Source organism: Streptomyces sp. AgN23, from assembly GCF_001598115.1.
Lineage (GTDB): Bacteria > Actinomycetota > Actinomycetes > Streptomycetales > Streptomycetaceae > Streptomyces > Streptomyces antimycoticus.
The window spans coordinates 984,274-1,001,207 of record NZ_CP007153.1; the positions used below are offsets into that span (position 1 = coordinate 984,274).

1 protein-coding gene (running past one end of the window) is annotated in these 16,934 nt (G+C 71.9%); it reads right to left on the bottom strand.

What is annotated here, in order from left to right:
- Positions 1 to 41: 41 nt before the first annotated feature.
- Positions 42 to 16,934: the 3' portion of a type I polyketide synthase gene (locus AS97_RS46845; RefSeq protein ID WP_247204233.1), read on the bottom strand. Its footprint extends 16,572 nt past the window's final position; only the last 16,893 of its 33,465 coding nucleotides appear in the window; the start codon falls outside the window, past its right edge; the stop codon is at positions 42 to 44.

Here is a 16,934-nt window from a genome sequence, read left to right on the forward strand (position 1 = left end):
CGACGCGGTGTGTCCGCTCGTATGCGGTCATGGATGTGTGGTCATGGATGATCCGTCCGCTCGATCCACTTCGCGGACAGATCCTGGAGCAGGGCCGAGATCCGCACCCGTGCCGCGCTTGCCGGGTCGAGGTCGAGGATCGACTCGTCGAGTTTGTTGAGCTCTTCGAGCACGAGAATGGCGGCCGCCGCGTCGTCGGGCAGCATTTCGGTGCGCAGATGGCGGGCGAGCTCGACGGCCGTGGGGTGGTCGAAGGTGAGGCTGGCCGGCAGTTCGAGCCGGGTGGCCCGGGCCAGCTGGTTTCGCAGCTTCACGGCCGCCACCGAGTCGAAGCCCATATCGACGAAACCCCGGTCCGGGTCGACCATGGCGGCCTCCGGATGGCCGAGGACCATCGCGACCTGGTCGCGGACCAGCTCCAGCAGGATCTCCTCCTGCTCCTCCTCCGGCCGCCCGGCCAGCCGCTCCAGCAGCGTGGTCGCGGACGCCTCGGCCGCCGCGGGTTGGTCCACCGGCTGCCGGGCCGGTTCAGTGCGTGCCGGGACCGGTGTCGCGGTGGTGACCCGGACCGCCTCCCCGGGCCCGGCACATGCCGCGTCGAACAGGGCGAGGCCCAGGTCGGTGGAGACGGAGACCGCGGGCAGTCCGAGGGCCCGCCGGTAGGCGGCCAGCGCGTCGGCGTACGCGGGGCCCGGTGTCCCGTCGGCGGAGGTGAGCAGCACAAAGCGGTCCAGCTCCCGGTCCCGGGTGGCCATGTGCACATTCCAGGCCGCCTCCAGCCCCGACCGCAGCCGTGCCCGGAGGGTTTCCGGGGAGAACGTGTGGGCCGGTGTCCGCTCCGGGTCCTCGGCCACGGTGTGCACCACGCTTCGCAGTCGCGGAATCGTCTCCAGCAGCTCTGCCAGCGCCCGACGGTCCGCCGGATCGCACGGGGCGAGCCGGACGGTCGCTCCGAGGGCTTCCAACTCGGCCATGTCGCCGTTCCCGGCCATGTCGCCGTTCCGGGCCGCGCCGCCGTCCCGGGCCGTGTCGCCGTCCCCGGTCAGGACCAAGTCGTTCACGCCTCGCTCGACGATCAGGTGCCGGGCCACGTCCATGGCCGACCCGCCGGTCACCAGCACCGTGCCCGGATCCCAGGCGGGCGGGTTCTGCTCGGTGACCGCCACCGCGGCCAGGTCGGGTAGCAGCACCGCCGACGCCCGGACCGCGCTCCGGCCCTTCCCCACGGCCACCGCGGCGCGCAGCAGGCGCAGATCGTACGCATCGGTGTCGACGAGTGTCATCCGTCCCGCGTGGGCCGCCTGGCCGCCCTCGACCAGCGACCACACCGCGGCCGCGGCCAGGTCCTCGACCTCCTCACCCGAGGCCACGGCGAGCGCGCGCCGGGTCACCAGCACCAGCCGCGAGGGGGTGAAGCGTTCCTCGGACAACCACGTCCGTACGGCAGCGGCGGCGCGGAGGGCCGCCTCGGACGCCGTCGCGCCCTCGGACACGCAGGGGAGGAGCACGACGTCCGGCACGTCCTCAATGGCCGCCAGGTCCGGATAGACCGCGACCGGCGCGCCGAGCGTGTCCGGTTTCCAGCCGTCCGGGTCGCCGACGAACCCCCACCGGACGAGGCCGAGCTCCGGTTCGGCCGGCGCAGGACACACCGTCCACGTCGTCCTGAACAGTGAGGCGTTGGCCTGCCGCAGCCGCTGCCCGGACACCGGGCGCAGCACCAGCGAGTCCACCGACAGCACGGGCGCACCGGCGGCGTCGGCCACCTGGAGCGAGACCGTGTCCGAACCGACGGGGGCGAGGGTGACCCGCAGTCGCGTGGCCCCCTCCGCGTGCAGGGTGACCCCCGTCCAGGAGAACGGCAGATGGGTCCGCTCGGGCTCGGTGACCAGCCCGGCCAGCGCCTCCGCTGACAAGGCCCGGTCGAGCAGGGCGGGATGCAGGGTCCACCGCCCGGCCTCGGCCCCGGACGGCTCGGGCAGCTCGATGTCGAGGAAGACCTCGTCGCCGCGGCGCCACGCCGGTGTCCCGGTGGACTCCAGCGGACGGGCGCCGGTGGGCGGCCAGGTCTCGGTGTGCGGCTCCGGCGAGGGCGGCCGGTCCGCGCCGAGGACGGCAGTGGCGTGGCGGACCCACCGCTGGTCCCGGTGGCAGTAGACGGTGACCGGGCGGCGGCCGGACTCGTCCGCGTCACGGACGGACACCTGCACCTCGGCCCCGCCCCGTTCGGGGAGGACAAGTGGCTCATGGAGGGTGAGTTCGTCCACCGTCCGGCAGTCGAACTGCAGCCCCGCCTGGAGCACCAGCTCCAGGAAGCCGGTCGCCGGGAACAGGGGAACGCCCAGGCCACGCTGATCGGTCGGCCAGGAGTGCGCGTCGGCGGAGATACGGCCGGTGAGGAGGACACCGTCCGCGTCGGGGAGTGGCACCGTAGCACCGACCAGCGGATGGTCCAGCGCACCGAGCCCGAGACCGGCCGCGTCGCCGGGGGTACGGGAGGGCTCCAGCCAGAAGCGGGAGCGCTGGAAGGCGTAGGTCGGCAGCTCGACGCGCCGGGCGCCGGGGAAGACTACCGACCAGTCCAGTTCCACCCCGTGGGTGTGCAGTTGGGCGAGGGCGGTGGTGACCGTGACCGGCTCGGGCCGGTCGGCGCGCAGGGTGGGGATGAACTCGGCGTCGGCCCCGGTGATCTGGGCCTGCGCCAGGGCGGTGAGGGTGCCGTCCGGTCCGAGCTCGAGGAAGGTGCCTGTGCCGAGCTTCCGCAGCCGGTCCAGCCCGTCGGAGAACCGCACCGTCTCACGCACCTGCCGCACCCAGTACGCGGGAGAGCACAGCTCCTCCCCCGCCACCGAACCCGTGAGGTTGGACACCACCGGTATCCGCGTGGTGCGGAAGTCCACGGTGCCGAGCACCTCGGCGAACGCGGTGAGCATCTCGTCCATCAGCGGCGAGTGGAAGGCGTGGCTGACCCGCAGCCACCGCGTCTTCACCCCACGTGCGGCCAGTACGTCGGCCACACCGCTCACCGCGTCCTCGTCCCCGGACACCACGACCGACGACGGTCCGTTCACGGCCGCGAGGGCGACCCGGTCGGTCAGGAACGGCCGCACCTGGTCCTCCGGTACGGCCAGGGCCACCATCGTGCCGCCCGGGGGCAGGGCGCTCATGAGGCGGCCCCGGGCCGCGACCACCTTGGCGGCGTCCTCCAGGGACCAGAGGCCGGCCACATACGCGGCCGCCAGCTCTCCGACGGAGTGCCCCAGCAGATAGTCCGGGCGCACACCCCAGGAGGACACCAGCCGGAACAGCGCCACCTCGAGGGCGAACAGACCCGCCTGGGCATACGCGGTGGCGTCCAGCGCGCCCGTGGCATCGGACACCACCTCGTCGAGCGGACGGTCCAGATACGGGTCGAGCGCGGCGCGGACCTCGTCCCACGCGGCCGCGAAAACCGGGAAGGTCTTGTACAACTCCCGGCCCATACCGGCCCGTTGTGCACCCTGGCCCGCGAACAGCAGGCCCACCCGGCCGGGGCCCGCGGTGCCCAGGACCACGCCCGGCGTGGGCTCGCCGGCGGCCAGCGCGGCCAGTCCGTCCAGCAGCTCCGCCCGGTCCGCCCCGACCACCGCGGCGCGGTGCGAGAGCGCCGAACGGGTGGTGGCCAGCGACCAGCCCACGTCCGCCGGGTCGGGTCCGGAGTGCGCGGCCAGGAAGGACCGCAATCGGGCGGCCTGCGCCCGCAGTCCGTGCTCGCCCCGGCCGGACAGCACCCAGGGCAGCACCGCCGGGGCGGGCTCGGGTGCCGGCTCCGGCTCGGCTCCCGGCTCCGCGGGGGGCTGTTCGAGGATCACATGGGCGTTGGTCCCGCTCACACCGAACGAGGACACACCGGCCCGGCGGGTGCGGGAGGCCGACGGCCACTCCACGGGCTCGGTCAGCAGCTCCACCGCCCCGGTCGACCAGTCCACATGGGTCGACGGCTGGTCCAGGTGAAGGGTCCGGGGCAGCACCTCGTGCCGCATCGCCAGCACCATCTTGATCACACCGGCCACCCCCGCGGCCGACTGGGTGTGCCCGATGTTCGACTTGATCGAGCCCAGCAGCAGCGGGCGTTCGCGCTCCTGCCCGTAGGTGGCCAGCAGCGCCTGTGCCTCGATCGGGTCGCCCAGGCTGGTGCCGGTGCCGTGTGCCTCCACCGCGTCCACGTCCGTGGCGGCCAGCCCGGCACTGGCCAGCGCGGCCCGGATCACTCGCTGCTGCGAGGGTCCGTTCGGCGCGGTCAGGCCGTTCGAGGCGCCGTCCTGGTTGACGGCGGAGCCCCGTACGACCGCCAGGACCCGATGGCCGTTGCGGCGGGCGTCGGACAGCCGTTCCAGCAGCAGCAGGCCCACACCTTCGCCCCAGCCGGTGCCGTCCGCCGCGTCGGCGAACGCCTTGCAGCGTCCGTCGGCGGCCAGTCCGCGCTGCCGGGAGAACTCCACGAAGATGCCCGGGTTCGCCATCACCGTCACCCCGCCGGCGAGGGCGAGGGAGCATTCGCCGGACCGCAGCGCCTGCGCCGCCAGGTGCAGCGCGACCAGCGACGACGAGCAGGCGGTGTCCACGGTGACCGCCGGCCCTTCCAGACCGAAGGTGTACGAGAGCCGGCCGGAGACCACGCTGCCGGCGCCACCGGTCAGGAAATAGCCCTCGGACCCCTCGGCCGCCTGGCCTGCTCCCGTTCCGTAGCCCTGCGATGCGGCGCCGACGAACACCCCGGTCTGGCTTCCCTTCAGCGACGCCGCCGGGATACCCGCCCGCTCCACCGCCTCCCAGGCCACTTCCAGCAGCAGCCGCTGCTGGGGGTCCATCGCGAACGCCTCACGCGGCGAGATCCCGAAGAACCCGGCGTCGAACTCCCCCGCGTCGTAGACAAAGCCACCGGCGCGCACGTACGAGGTGCCCGTGCTGTCCGGATCGGCGCTGTACAGGCCGTCCAGGTCCCAGCCCCGGTCGTCGGGCAGATCCGAGACCGCGTCACGCCCGGTGTCGAGCAGCTCCCACAGCTCCTCGGGCGAGGTCACCCCGCCCGGATAGCGGCAGGCCATCCCGACGATCACGACCGGATCGTGGCCGGTGTCAGCCGGGGCGGCGGGCGTCGGCACGGCCTCGTCGACGGTGCCGCCGTCCAGTTCCCGGAGGAGCTGACCGGCCAGGACCGCTGGTGTCGGGTAGTCGAAGATCGCGGTGGCCGGCAGCCTGACCCCGGTGGCGGTACGCAGCCGGTTGCGCAACTCGACGGCCGTGAGCGAGTCGAATCCGGTCTCCGCGAAGGTACGCGCCGTGTCGACATCGGCGGGGGTGCCATGCCCCAGCACGGTCGCCACATGCGTACGGACCAGGTCGAGCACATGCTGTTCGCGCTCGGCGACCGGCATCCCGGTCATCCGGTCGCGCAGTGACGACACGTCGTCGCCCGAGCCCACGCCGGTCGCGCGGCGAATCGGGGCGCGGACCAGACCGTGGAAGAGCGCGGGCAGCGCACCCGCATCGGCCTGTGCCCGCAGCGCGGAAGCGTCCAGCGGTGTCGCCAGCACGACCGCCTCGGTGGCCGCCCTGGCGCTGTCCAGGAGGCGGAGCCCCTGGTCGGTGGCAAGCGGCGTGGCACCGGCCCTGGCCATCCGGGCGAGATCCCGGTCCGACAGATGGCCCGTCATCCCGCTGCGCTCGGCCCACAGCCCCCATGCCACGGAGACACCCGGCAGCCCGGCGGCCCGGCGATGGGCCATCAGCGCGTCCAGCCAGGCGTTCGCCGCCGCATAGGCGCCCTGTCCCGGGCTGCCCAGAACACCCGCCGCCGAGGAGAACACCACGAATTCCGCCAGCTCACGACCGGCCGTCAGCTCGTGCAGATGCCATGCGGCGTCCACCTTCGGCCGCAGCACCTCGCGCACCCGCTCCGGGGTGAGCGACTCCACCACCCCGTCGTCGAGCACGCCCGCGGTGTGCACCACCATCCGCAGCTCGGGCACGGTGTCCAGCAGCCGGGCCAGCTCGTCCCGATCGGCCACGTCACAGGCGACCACTCGCACCTGGGCACCCGATTCCCGCAGGGCGGCGGTGAGTTCGGCCGCGCCCGGGGCGTCCGGCCCCCGCCGTCCGGCCAGGACGACGTCCCGTACCCCGTGCCGTTCGACCAGGTGACGGGCGACCAGCCCACCCAGGGTGCCGGTGCCGCCCGTGATGAGCACGGTGTCCCGCTCCCGCAGCGGCTGCGGAACGGACAGCACCAGCTTGCCGATATGGCGTGCCTGGGAGAGGAAACGCAGCGCGTCGCCCGTCTGCCGGACATCCCAGGACCGGGTCGGCAGCGCGGTGAAGACCCCCTGCTCGAAGAGCGACACCAGCAACTGGAGCAGCTCGCCGATCCGGTCGGGGCCCGCGTCCATGAGATCGAACGCCTGGTAGCGCACCCCGTGCTCGGCGGCGACGCGCTCACCGTCGCGGATGTCGGTCTTCCCCATCTCCAGGAAACGGCCGCCGTCGGCGAGCAGACCGAGCGACCCGTCCACGTACTCGCCCGCGAGCGAGTTCAGCACCACGTCCACCCGGTCGAAGCGCTCGGCGAACTCCAGGGTGCGGGAGGAGGCGATCCGGTCGTCGGCCAGTCCGCCGGCGCGCAGTGCGTCCCACTTCCCCGGGCTCGCGGTGGCGTACACCTCCGCGCCGAGCCAGCGGGCCACCTGCGTCGCGGCCATGCCCACCCCGCCCGCGGCCGAGTGCACCAGCACCGATTCACCGGACCGGAGACCGGCCAGGTCCATCAGTCCGTACAGGGCGGTCAGGAACACCACCGGCGTGGCCGCCGCGTCGGCGAACGACCAGCCCTCCGGCAGCCGCGCCAGCAGCCGGTGATCGGTCAGCGCCACGGGGCCGAACGCGCCGGAGAACAGGCCCATCACCCGGTCACCGGGCGTCAGGCCGGACACACCGGGCCCGATGTCGAGCACCACCCCGGCGCCCTCGCTGCCGATGACGTCCTGGCCAGGGATCATGCCGAGGGCGACCACGACGTCCCGGAAGTTCACCCCGGCCGCGTGCATCGCCACCCGCACCTGTCCGGCGCCGAGGACACCGGCGGCTTCCGGGCAGGGGACGGCGGCCAGATTCTCCAGGGTGCCCTGGCTGGTGACATCCATCCGCCACGGTGTCCCGTCCCCGGGGGCCGGAGTGGCGGCGGAAGGGGTGAGCGGAGCCAGCCGAGGCGTCAGGGCACGGCCACGGCGCAGCGCGAGATGCGGATGGCCGGCTGCCACCGCGGCGGCGAGCACCGCACCGGAATCCTGGTGGCCGTCGTGGTCGACGAGGAGGAAGCGGTCCGGATGCTCGGCCTGCGCGCTGCGGAGCAGGCCCCAGACCGCCGCCGCGCCGAGGTCCTCGACGTTCTCACCGGGACCCGCCGACACCGCGCCACGTGTCAGCACGGCCAGCCGCGACCGGGCGCAGCGCTCGTCGGCGAGCCACCGCCGTATCACCGTCAGCGCCCGGCCGACGACAGTGGACACCGCGTCACCGGCCGACTCGCAGGGCAGCACGACGACGTCGGGCACGGCGGTGTCCGGTCCCAGGTCGTCTCCCAGGTCATCGAACTCCATCGGCGCCTCGGCGGCCGTGCCGGCCGGCAGCGGCGTCTCGGTCCAGTCCACGCGATACAGCGCGTCCTGGTCCACGCCCCGGGTGTCCGCGATCTGCCGGCCTGACAGCGGACGCAGCGCCAGCGACGCCACGGACAGCACCGGCGCGCCCGCCGGATCGGCCACCTCCAGCGAGACCGCGTCCGGACCGGCCGGGGACAGCACCACGCGGATGGCGGAGGCGCCGACCGCGTGCAATGCCACCTTGCTCCAGGAGAACGGCAGATATGCCTGGCCGGGTTCGGTGAGGAAGCGGCCGAGCCCCACTCCGTGCAGGGCGGCGTCGAGCAGGGCGGGATGCGCACCGCACCGCGCCGCCACCTCCTGTGCCGTCGGCTCCAACGTCACCTCGGCGAATATCTCGTCGCCGCGTGTCCAAGCCGCACGCAGCCCTTGGAAGGCGGGGCCGTATCCATGGCCGCGCTCCGCCATCGCCTCGTACATCCCCGAGACGTCGACGGGCCGCGCGCCCTCGGGCGGCCACACCTCCAGGGACCGGGCCGGCGCGGTGGCGCCCCCGGCTTCTGTGACGCCGAGCGTGCCCGAGGCGTGCAGCAGCCACTCCCCGGCGCGGCACGAGTGCACCGTGACCGGCCTGCGGCCCCACTCGTCCGCCGCGGAGACGGCCACCTGCACCTGGACGCCGCCCTGATCCGGCACCACCAGCGGGGCCTGGAGGGTCAGCTCCTCCACCACCGGGTGGCCGAAGTGCTGACCGGCCTGCAGGGCGAGTTCGACGAAGCCCGTGCCGGGGAAGACCACCGTGCCCCGTAGCCTGTGGTCCGCCAGCCAGGGCTGTCCGGCCAGGGAGAGCAGTCCGGTCAGCACACCGCCCTCGGTCCCGGGCAGCGGCAGCACCGCGCCCAGCAGGGGGTGCTCGATATCGCCGAGCCCCAGACCGGACGCCTGGGTCACCGCCCGCACGGGTTCGAGCCAGAAGCGTTCGCGCTGGAAGGCATAGGTGGGGAGGTCGACCGTCCGGGCACCTGCGAAGAGCGGACGCCAGTCCACGTCGACGCCGTGGGTGTGGAGGTCGGCGAGGGCGGTGAGGAAACGGGCGGGACCGCCGTCGTCGCGGCGCAGCGATCCGGTCACGACGATCTCGGTGTCGACCGCGTCGGCGGTGTCCTGGATGCCGACGGTCAGCACGGGGTGCGGGCTGACCTCGACGAACACGGTGTGGCCCTGAGCCATCAGCGCTTCGAGGGTGCTCTGGAATTCCACCGTGTGCCGAAGGTTGCGGTACCAGTAGTCGGCGTCGAGCGAGCGGGGGTCGGTGAGCCGTCCGGTCACCGTCGAGTGGAACGCGATCTGTCCAACGCCCGGCTGGACCGGCGCCAGCGCCTCCGCCAGCTCCTCCTCGATACGCTCCACCTGTGGGGAGTGCGAGGCGTAGTCCACCGGGATCCGCTTGGCCTTCGGGAACTCCGCGAGCACCGCGTCCAGCACCTCGACCGCACCGGACACCACGGTGGACGCCGGGCCGTTCACCGCCGCCACCGACAGCCCGGGGCGGTCACGGAGCCGGTCGGCGGGCACCGGGACGGACACCATCCCGCCCTGGCCCGACAAGGCGAGCAGCGCCTTGCTGCGCAAGGCCACGACCTGCGCTCCGTCCGCCAGGGACAGAGCGCCCGCCACACACGCCGCCGCGATCTCGCCTTGGGAGTGGCCCACCACCGCCGACGGCACCACACCGTACGAACGCCACAGCTCGGCCAGCGACACCATCACCGCCCACAACACCGGCTGCACCACGTCCACCCGGCCCAGCGCTCGTTCATCCGCCAGCACGTCGAAGAGCGACCACTCGGCGAACGGGGCCAACCTATCCGCACATTCACGCATCCGCTTCGCGAACACCGGCGAGGATGCCATCAGTTCCAACGCCATCCCGGCCCACTGCGACCCCTGCCCCGGGAAGACGAACACCACCTCGCGACCGGGCTGGGCGGCGCCGCCGCTCTCGACGGCGTCCAACCCCTGTCGTAGCTCCGCGAGGTCCGCGCCCACCACCACGGCACGGTGCGACTGAAGCGAACGGCCGGTCACCAGTGTCCATCCGACATCGGCGGGATCCAGCCCCGGATGCGTATCGATGAAGGACGTGAGGCGTTCGACCTGGCCCCTCAGCCCGGCCTCTCCAGCCCCTGACAGCACCCACGGCAGGGGTAGCGCCCTCCGGTGCTGGTCGGACAGTTGCTCGGGGGCCGACTCCGGCAACGGCTCGGGGGCCGACTCCGGCAACGGCCCGGGCAGCGGCTCCGGCAACGGCCCGGGCAGCGGCTCCGGTCCGTGCACCGCATCCGGCCGGGCCGCCACCGGCCCCTGCTCGACGATCACATGGGCGTTGGTGCCGCTGACCCCGAACGAGGACACGCCCGCCCGGCGCGGAGCGCCGTCCTGTGGCCACTCCTTCGCTTCGACGAGCAACGCGACCTGGCCTGCCGTCCAGTCCACATGGGGCGAGGGCTCGTCGACATGCAGGGTCCGCGGCAGCATGCCGTGTCGCATGGCCATGACCATCTTGATCACACCGGCCACACCGGCGGCCGCCTGGGTGTGCCCGATGTTCGACTTCACCGAGCCGAGCCACAGTGGCTTGTCCTCGGGCCGTTCCTGACCGTACGTGGCGAGTAGCGCATGTGCCTCGATCGGGTCGCCCAGGCTGGTACCGGTGCCGTGCGCCTCCACGACGTCGATGTCGGTGGCGGACAGGCGGGCGTTCGCCAGCGCCTGGCGGATCACCCGCTGTTGCGACGGACCGTTCGGCGCCGTCAGGCCGTTGGAGGCACCGTCCTGGTTGACGGCGGAACCACGCACCACCGCCAGTACCCGGTGGCCGTTCCGTTCGGCGTCGGACAGCCGCTCCACCAGGAGCATGCCGGCGCCCTCACCCCAGCCGGTGCCGTCCGCCGCCGCCGCGAAGGCCTTGCAGCGGCCATCGGCCGCCAGTGCGCGCTGGCGGGAGAATTCCAGGAAGGCCGCCGGGGTGGCCATGACGGTCGCGCCACCGGCCAGGGCCAAGGAGCATTCGCCGGAGCGCAGGGCCTGCGCGGCGAGATGGAGCGCGACCAGCGACGACGAACAGGCGGTGTCCACGGTGACCGCAGGGCCCTCGATGCCGAAGGTGTACGCCAGCCGGCCCGAGGCGACACTGGCGGCGCTGCCCGTGCCCAGATAGCCCTCCGCGCTCTGCGGGGCCCCGCTCGCCAGAGCGGCGTAGTCCTGGCCGTTGGTCCCGATGAACACGCCGGTCCGGCTGCCCTTGAGCGCGGCGGGGGACATATGGGCGCGCTCGAACGCCTCCCAGGCGACCTCCAGCAGCAGCCGCTGCTGCGGATCCATAGCGATGGCCTCACGCGGCGAGATCCCGAAGAACCCGGGGTCGAACGCGGCCGCGTCATCGAGGAAGCCGCCCGCCCGGACATAGGAGGAGCCAGGGTGGTCGGGATCCGGGTCGTACAGCTCGGCCAGGTTCCAGCCACGGTCCGCCGGGAACTCCGACACGGCGTCGCGGCCCTCGGCCAGCAGCCCCCACAGGTCCTCGGGCGAGCTCACCCCGCCGGGGAAGCGACAGCTCATCCCGATGATGGCGATCGGCTCGTCGTCCACCGGGCGTGGCGCCACCGGGACCGGTGTCCGGACGGCCAGGCCCAGCGCCTCCCGGCACACATGCTCGGCGAGCGCCGCCGGGGTGGGGTAGTCGTAGATCACGGAAGCCGGGAAGCGTGCCCCGGTGGCCGCGGTGAGCCGATTCCGCAGCTCCACGGCGGTGAGCGAATCGAAACCGATGTCCTGGAAGGGCCGGGCCGGGTCGATCGCCTCGGATGCCGCGTGGCCCAGTACGGCGGCCACATGTGTGCGGACGAGGTCCAGCACGGTGGCCGTCCGTTCCCGCTCGGCCATGGCCTCCAGGCGAGTGGCGAATGCGTCGGCCGCCCCGCTGCCGGTCGGCCCGGTCGGCATGGATACGTCCCTGAGCAACTCCTTCAGCAGCGGGCTCGGTCGTGAGGCGGTGAGCCGCGCCCCGAAGGTCGCCCAGTCGATGTCGGCCACCATCACGGTGGTTTCGTCAGCCGCCAGCACCAGCCCCAGGGCGGAGAGTGCCGACTGTGGATCCATGCCCTGCGACCGCGCCACTCCCGCAGCCATACCGGAATCGGCCCAGGCTCCCCAGGCCACCGATGTGGCCACCCGTCCCTCGGCCCGGCGCCGCTGGGCCAGTCCGTCCAGAACGGCGTTGGCCGCCGCATAGCTCCCCTGGCCCGCGTTGCCCACGGTCCCGGCGGCCGAGGAGAACAATACGAAGGCGTCGAGGACGGTGTCCTGGGTCAACTCGTGAAGATGGCGTGCGCCGTCGGCCTTGACCCGCATCACCTCGCGGATCCGCTCCGGGGTCAGCGATTCGAGCACACCGTCGTCGAGGACACCCGCCGCATGCACCACCGTACGCAGATCCGGAATCGTCCCCAGGAGAGCCGCAAGCGCCTCACGATCAGCGACATCGCACGCCACCACACGCACTCGATCCCCCAGCTCGGCCACCAACTCCGCAACGCCCGGAGCCTCGGCCCCCCGCCGACCCGCCAGCACGACCCGCTCCACACCGCTACCCGCCAACCAACGCGCCACATGGCGACCCAACGCCCCCGTACCACCCGTCACCAGCGCAGCACCACGACCACGCCACGCGGCCGACACCGCAACGGTCCGCTCCGCCCGTACCAGACGGGCGGCCCACATCCCGACGGCACGGATCGCGACCTGATCCTCACCCGTCCCACCGGCGAGGACGGCGGCCAATACCTCCCCCGCCCGATCGTCCATGACCGCCGGCAGATCGATCAGCCCGCCCCAACGATCCGGATGCTCCAAACCCATCACACGGCCGAGACCCCAGACTCCAGCCAGGTCAGGCTCCACCACATCCCCATCGACCGCCGCGACCGCCCCCCGGGTGACACACCACAACGGCGCATCGACCCCGGCCACCAAGAGGCTCTGCAGCAGCGACACCGTCGCCTCGACCGACAGCAACGACACCACACCCACGACCCCCACATCCCCCGGCTCCACCGCCCTCACGACCCGGACATCCGCACCGGCCGACCGCAACGCGACAGCCACCTCGGCACCGTCAGTACCGTCAGTACCGTCAGCACCCGGCTCGCCCACGACCAGCCAGGTCCCCGCCAACACCTGTCCGGATGGCACACCCGTGACCGGCATCCAGCCAAGCCGATACCGCCAGCCTTCGACCACCGACTGTTCCTGCTGTGCCCGCCGCCACGACGCCAAGGCAGGCAGCGCGGCACTCAATGGCTGTTCCTCGTCAACGCCCAGCGCCTGCGCATCCCCGCGCTCAACCGCGTCCCAGAACGCGGCATCCACCGCGCTGGTCGTGGACTGGCCCGAGGACGGCTCCAGCCAGAACCGCTGCCGTTGGAAGGCATAAGTGGGGAGATCGACCCGTCGACCGCCGGGGAACACCGTCGCCCAATCGATCTGGATGCCCCGGACATACAGCCCGCCCAAGGCCTCCATGGCAGTGGTCGGTTCCGGGCGATCCGGGCGGAGCACGGGCAGACCATCGCCACCGGCCAGAGCGGTCAACGTGCCATCGGGACCCAGCTCCAGGAAGGTACTGACGCCCAGCCCACGGAGTGTGTCGAGCCCGTCGGCGAACCGGACGGTCTCCCGCACATGACGCACCCAGTACTCCGGCGAACACAGCTCCTCGCCCGCCACCACACCCGACACATTCGACACCACCGGCACACTCGGGGCCCGGAACTCCACCCCCCGCAGCACCTCACCGAACTCCGCCAGCATCCCGTCCATACGCGACGAATGAAACGCATGACTCACCCGCAACCACCGCGTCCGCACCCCCCGACCGATGAACACCTCCTCGACGGCGCGAACCGCTTGCTCATCACCGGACAACACCACCGACTCGGGACCGTTCACCGCCGCGACAGCCACACCGCCGGTCAGCAGCGGCCGCACCTCATCTTCCGACGCTGCCACAGAAACCATGGCACCGCCCGACGGCAGCGCCTGCATCAAACGACCGCGAGCAGCCACCACACGTGCGGCATCCTCCAACGACCACACACCCGCCACACACGCCGCAGCCAACTCACCAATGGAATGGCCCAGCAGATAATCCGGCTTCACACCCCAGGACGACATCAACGCAAACAACGACACCTCAAGCGCGAACAAACCCGCCTGCGTATACGCCGTCTCCCCCATCAGATCCGCATCATCACCCCACACCACCTCACCCAAAGGCCGCTCCAAATACCGATCCAGCTCCCCACACACCTCATCCCACGCCCCGGCAAACACCGAATACGCCTCATACAACCCACGCCCCATCCCCAACCGCTGCGAACCCTGACCCGCAAACACCACACCCAACCCACCACCGACCGGAACTCCCACAACCACCGAACCCAACCCACCCAACAACTCATCACGATCCACACCCACCACCACCGCACGATGCGACAACGCAGAACGAGCAGCCACCAACGACCACCCCACATCCACCACATCCAGCCCAGCATCACCCGCCACAAACCCACGCAACCGCTCCGCCTGCGCCCGCACCGCCGCCTCACCCACACCCGACACCACCCACGGCACAGCAGGCAGCCCCACACGCTCGCCCCCAGCCGCCTCCACCACCACAGGCGCCTGCTCCACGATCACATGCGCATTCGTCCCACTCACCCCGAACGACGACACACCCGCCCGACGCGGCCGATCCACATCCGGCCACACCACCTCCTCAGTCAGCAACTCCACCCCACCAGCCGACCAATCCACATGCGGCGACGGTTCGTCCAGGTGCAGAGTCCGGGGCAGCACGCCGTGGCGCATCGCCATCACCATCTTGATCACACCGGCCACACCCGCCGCCGCCTGCGTATGACCGATATTCGACTTCACCGAACCCAACCACAACGGCCGACCCGGATCCCGGTCCTGGCCGTAGGCGGCCAGCAGAGCCTGCGCCTCGATCGGATCACCCAGCGTCGTCCCCGTACCGTGCGCCTCCACCGCGTCCACATCCGCCGCCGACAAACGGGCATTCGCCAGCGCCTGCCGGATCACCCGCTGCTGCGACGGACCATTCGGCGCCGTCAACCCATTCGACGCGCCATCCTGATTCACCGCGGAGCCGGAAACAACGGCCAGCACCGGGTGGCCGTTCCGCTCGGCGTCCGACAGCCGCTCGACCAGCAGCATGCCGACGCCCTCGGACCAGCCTGTCCCATCCGCGCCAGCAGCGAAGGACTTGCAGCGGCCATCGGCGGCCAACCCGCGCTGGCGCGAGAACTCCACGAAGGTGGCGGGTGTCGCCATCACCGTCACCCCGCCTGCCAGGGCGAGGGAGCACTCGCCCGACCGCAGGGCCCGCACCGCCCAGTGCAGCGCCACCAGCGAGGAAGAACACGCCGTGTCCACCGTGACCGCTGGGCCTTCCAACCCGAACGTGTAGGCCACCCGACCGGACACCACACTGCTCGCGTTGCCGGTCAGACGATAACCCTCGGAGCCTTCCGGAGCCTGCCCGTCTCCGCCGCCGTAGCCCTGCGCGGACGCGCCCACGAAGACACCGGTCTGGCTGCCCTTGAGCGTCGACGCCGGGATTCCGGCCCGTTCGAATGCCTCCCATGACGCCTCCAGCAGCAGCCGCTGCTGCGGATCCATCGCCAGCGCCTCACGCGGCGAGATCCCGAAGAACCCGGCGTCGAACTCGGCCGCGTCATGGAGGAAGCCACCCGAGCGGACGTACGACCGCCCCGAGCGAGTGGCGTCGGCGTCGTACACACCGGCCAGATCCCAGCCACGGTCGGAGGGGAAGGGCGACACGGCGTCGTCGCCGGCGCTGACCAGCCGCCACAGTGCCTCCGGAGAGTCCACGCCACCCGGGAAACGGCAGCTCATCCCGACGATCACGATCGGATCGTCATCCACGGCACTCGGCGTGTGCGGTATCTGTGTCTCTTCGGCCAGCCCGAGCGCCTCCCCGCACACATGCTCGGCGAGCGCCGCCGGGGTCGGGTAGTCGAAGATCACGGAAGCCGGGAAGCGCAGCTGGGTAGCCGTACTGAGCCGGTCCCGTAGTTCCACGGCAGTCAGCGAGTCGAAGCCCAGCTCCTGGAACGTCCTGCCGGGGTCGATCGCGGTCGGGTTCCGGTGCCCCAACACCTCGGCGGCATGCGTCCGTACGAGCTCCGCGACCGCACGATCCCGCTCCTGCCGCGACAACCCGCGCAGCATGGCGACAAATTCGCCGGCCATCGACGCGATCGGCTCGGGCGTGTCGGCTATCAGCTCGCTCAGCAGGGGACTCGGACGCAGCGCCGTGAACCTCGCCCCGAACCGCTCCCAGTCCACATCCGCCACCACAAGCGCCGTCTCGCCATCACACAACGCCCGCCGCAACGCCACCACCGCCGACCCCGGCGCCATCCCCGACACACCACGCTCAACCAGGAACTCCTCACCCCCAACAGCCATACCACCGCCATCCCACATACCCCACGCCACCGCAGTCGCCACCAACCCCACACCACGACGCCGCCACGCCAACCCATCCAAAAACGCATTCGCCGCCGCATACGCCGACTGACGACCGCTCCCCCACACCCCCGCAACCGACGAGAACAGAACAAAGGCATCCAGATCGGTGTCCGCCAGAAGTGCGTCCAGGTGCGCCGCTCCGGCAACCTTCGATCGCACGCTCTCCTCGAACTCATCGGATGTCAGGCTGTCCACCGCACCCCAACTTGGCACTCCCGCGGCGTGCACGACGACCCGGAGATCCGGAATGCCTGCCAGCAACGCCGCGACCGCGTCCCGATCGGCGACATCACACGCAGCCACAGTCACCTGGACTCCGAGCTCCTCCAGCTCGGTCACCAACTCGGTCGCACCGGGCGCCTCGATCCCCCGTCGGCTCGTCAGCACGATGTGCTCCACGCCGGTCCCGGCCAACCAGCGCGCCACATGACCGCCCAGCGCACCCGTGCCCCCGGTGATCAAGGCGGCTCCCCGGCCGTGCCATCCGGCGGACGTGTCCGCCGCCGGTGTCACCTGGGTCAGCCGGGCACCCCATGCCTCAGCGGCACGGATTGCCACCTGATCCTCCCCGGTGTGCCCGGCGAGAACCCCGGCCAGCAAGGAGCCCGCATGCGCATCCACCTCCGTGGGCAGGTCGATCAGACCGCCCCAACGATC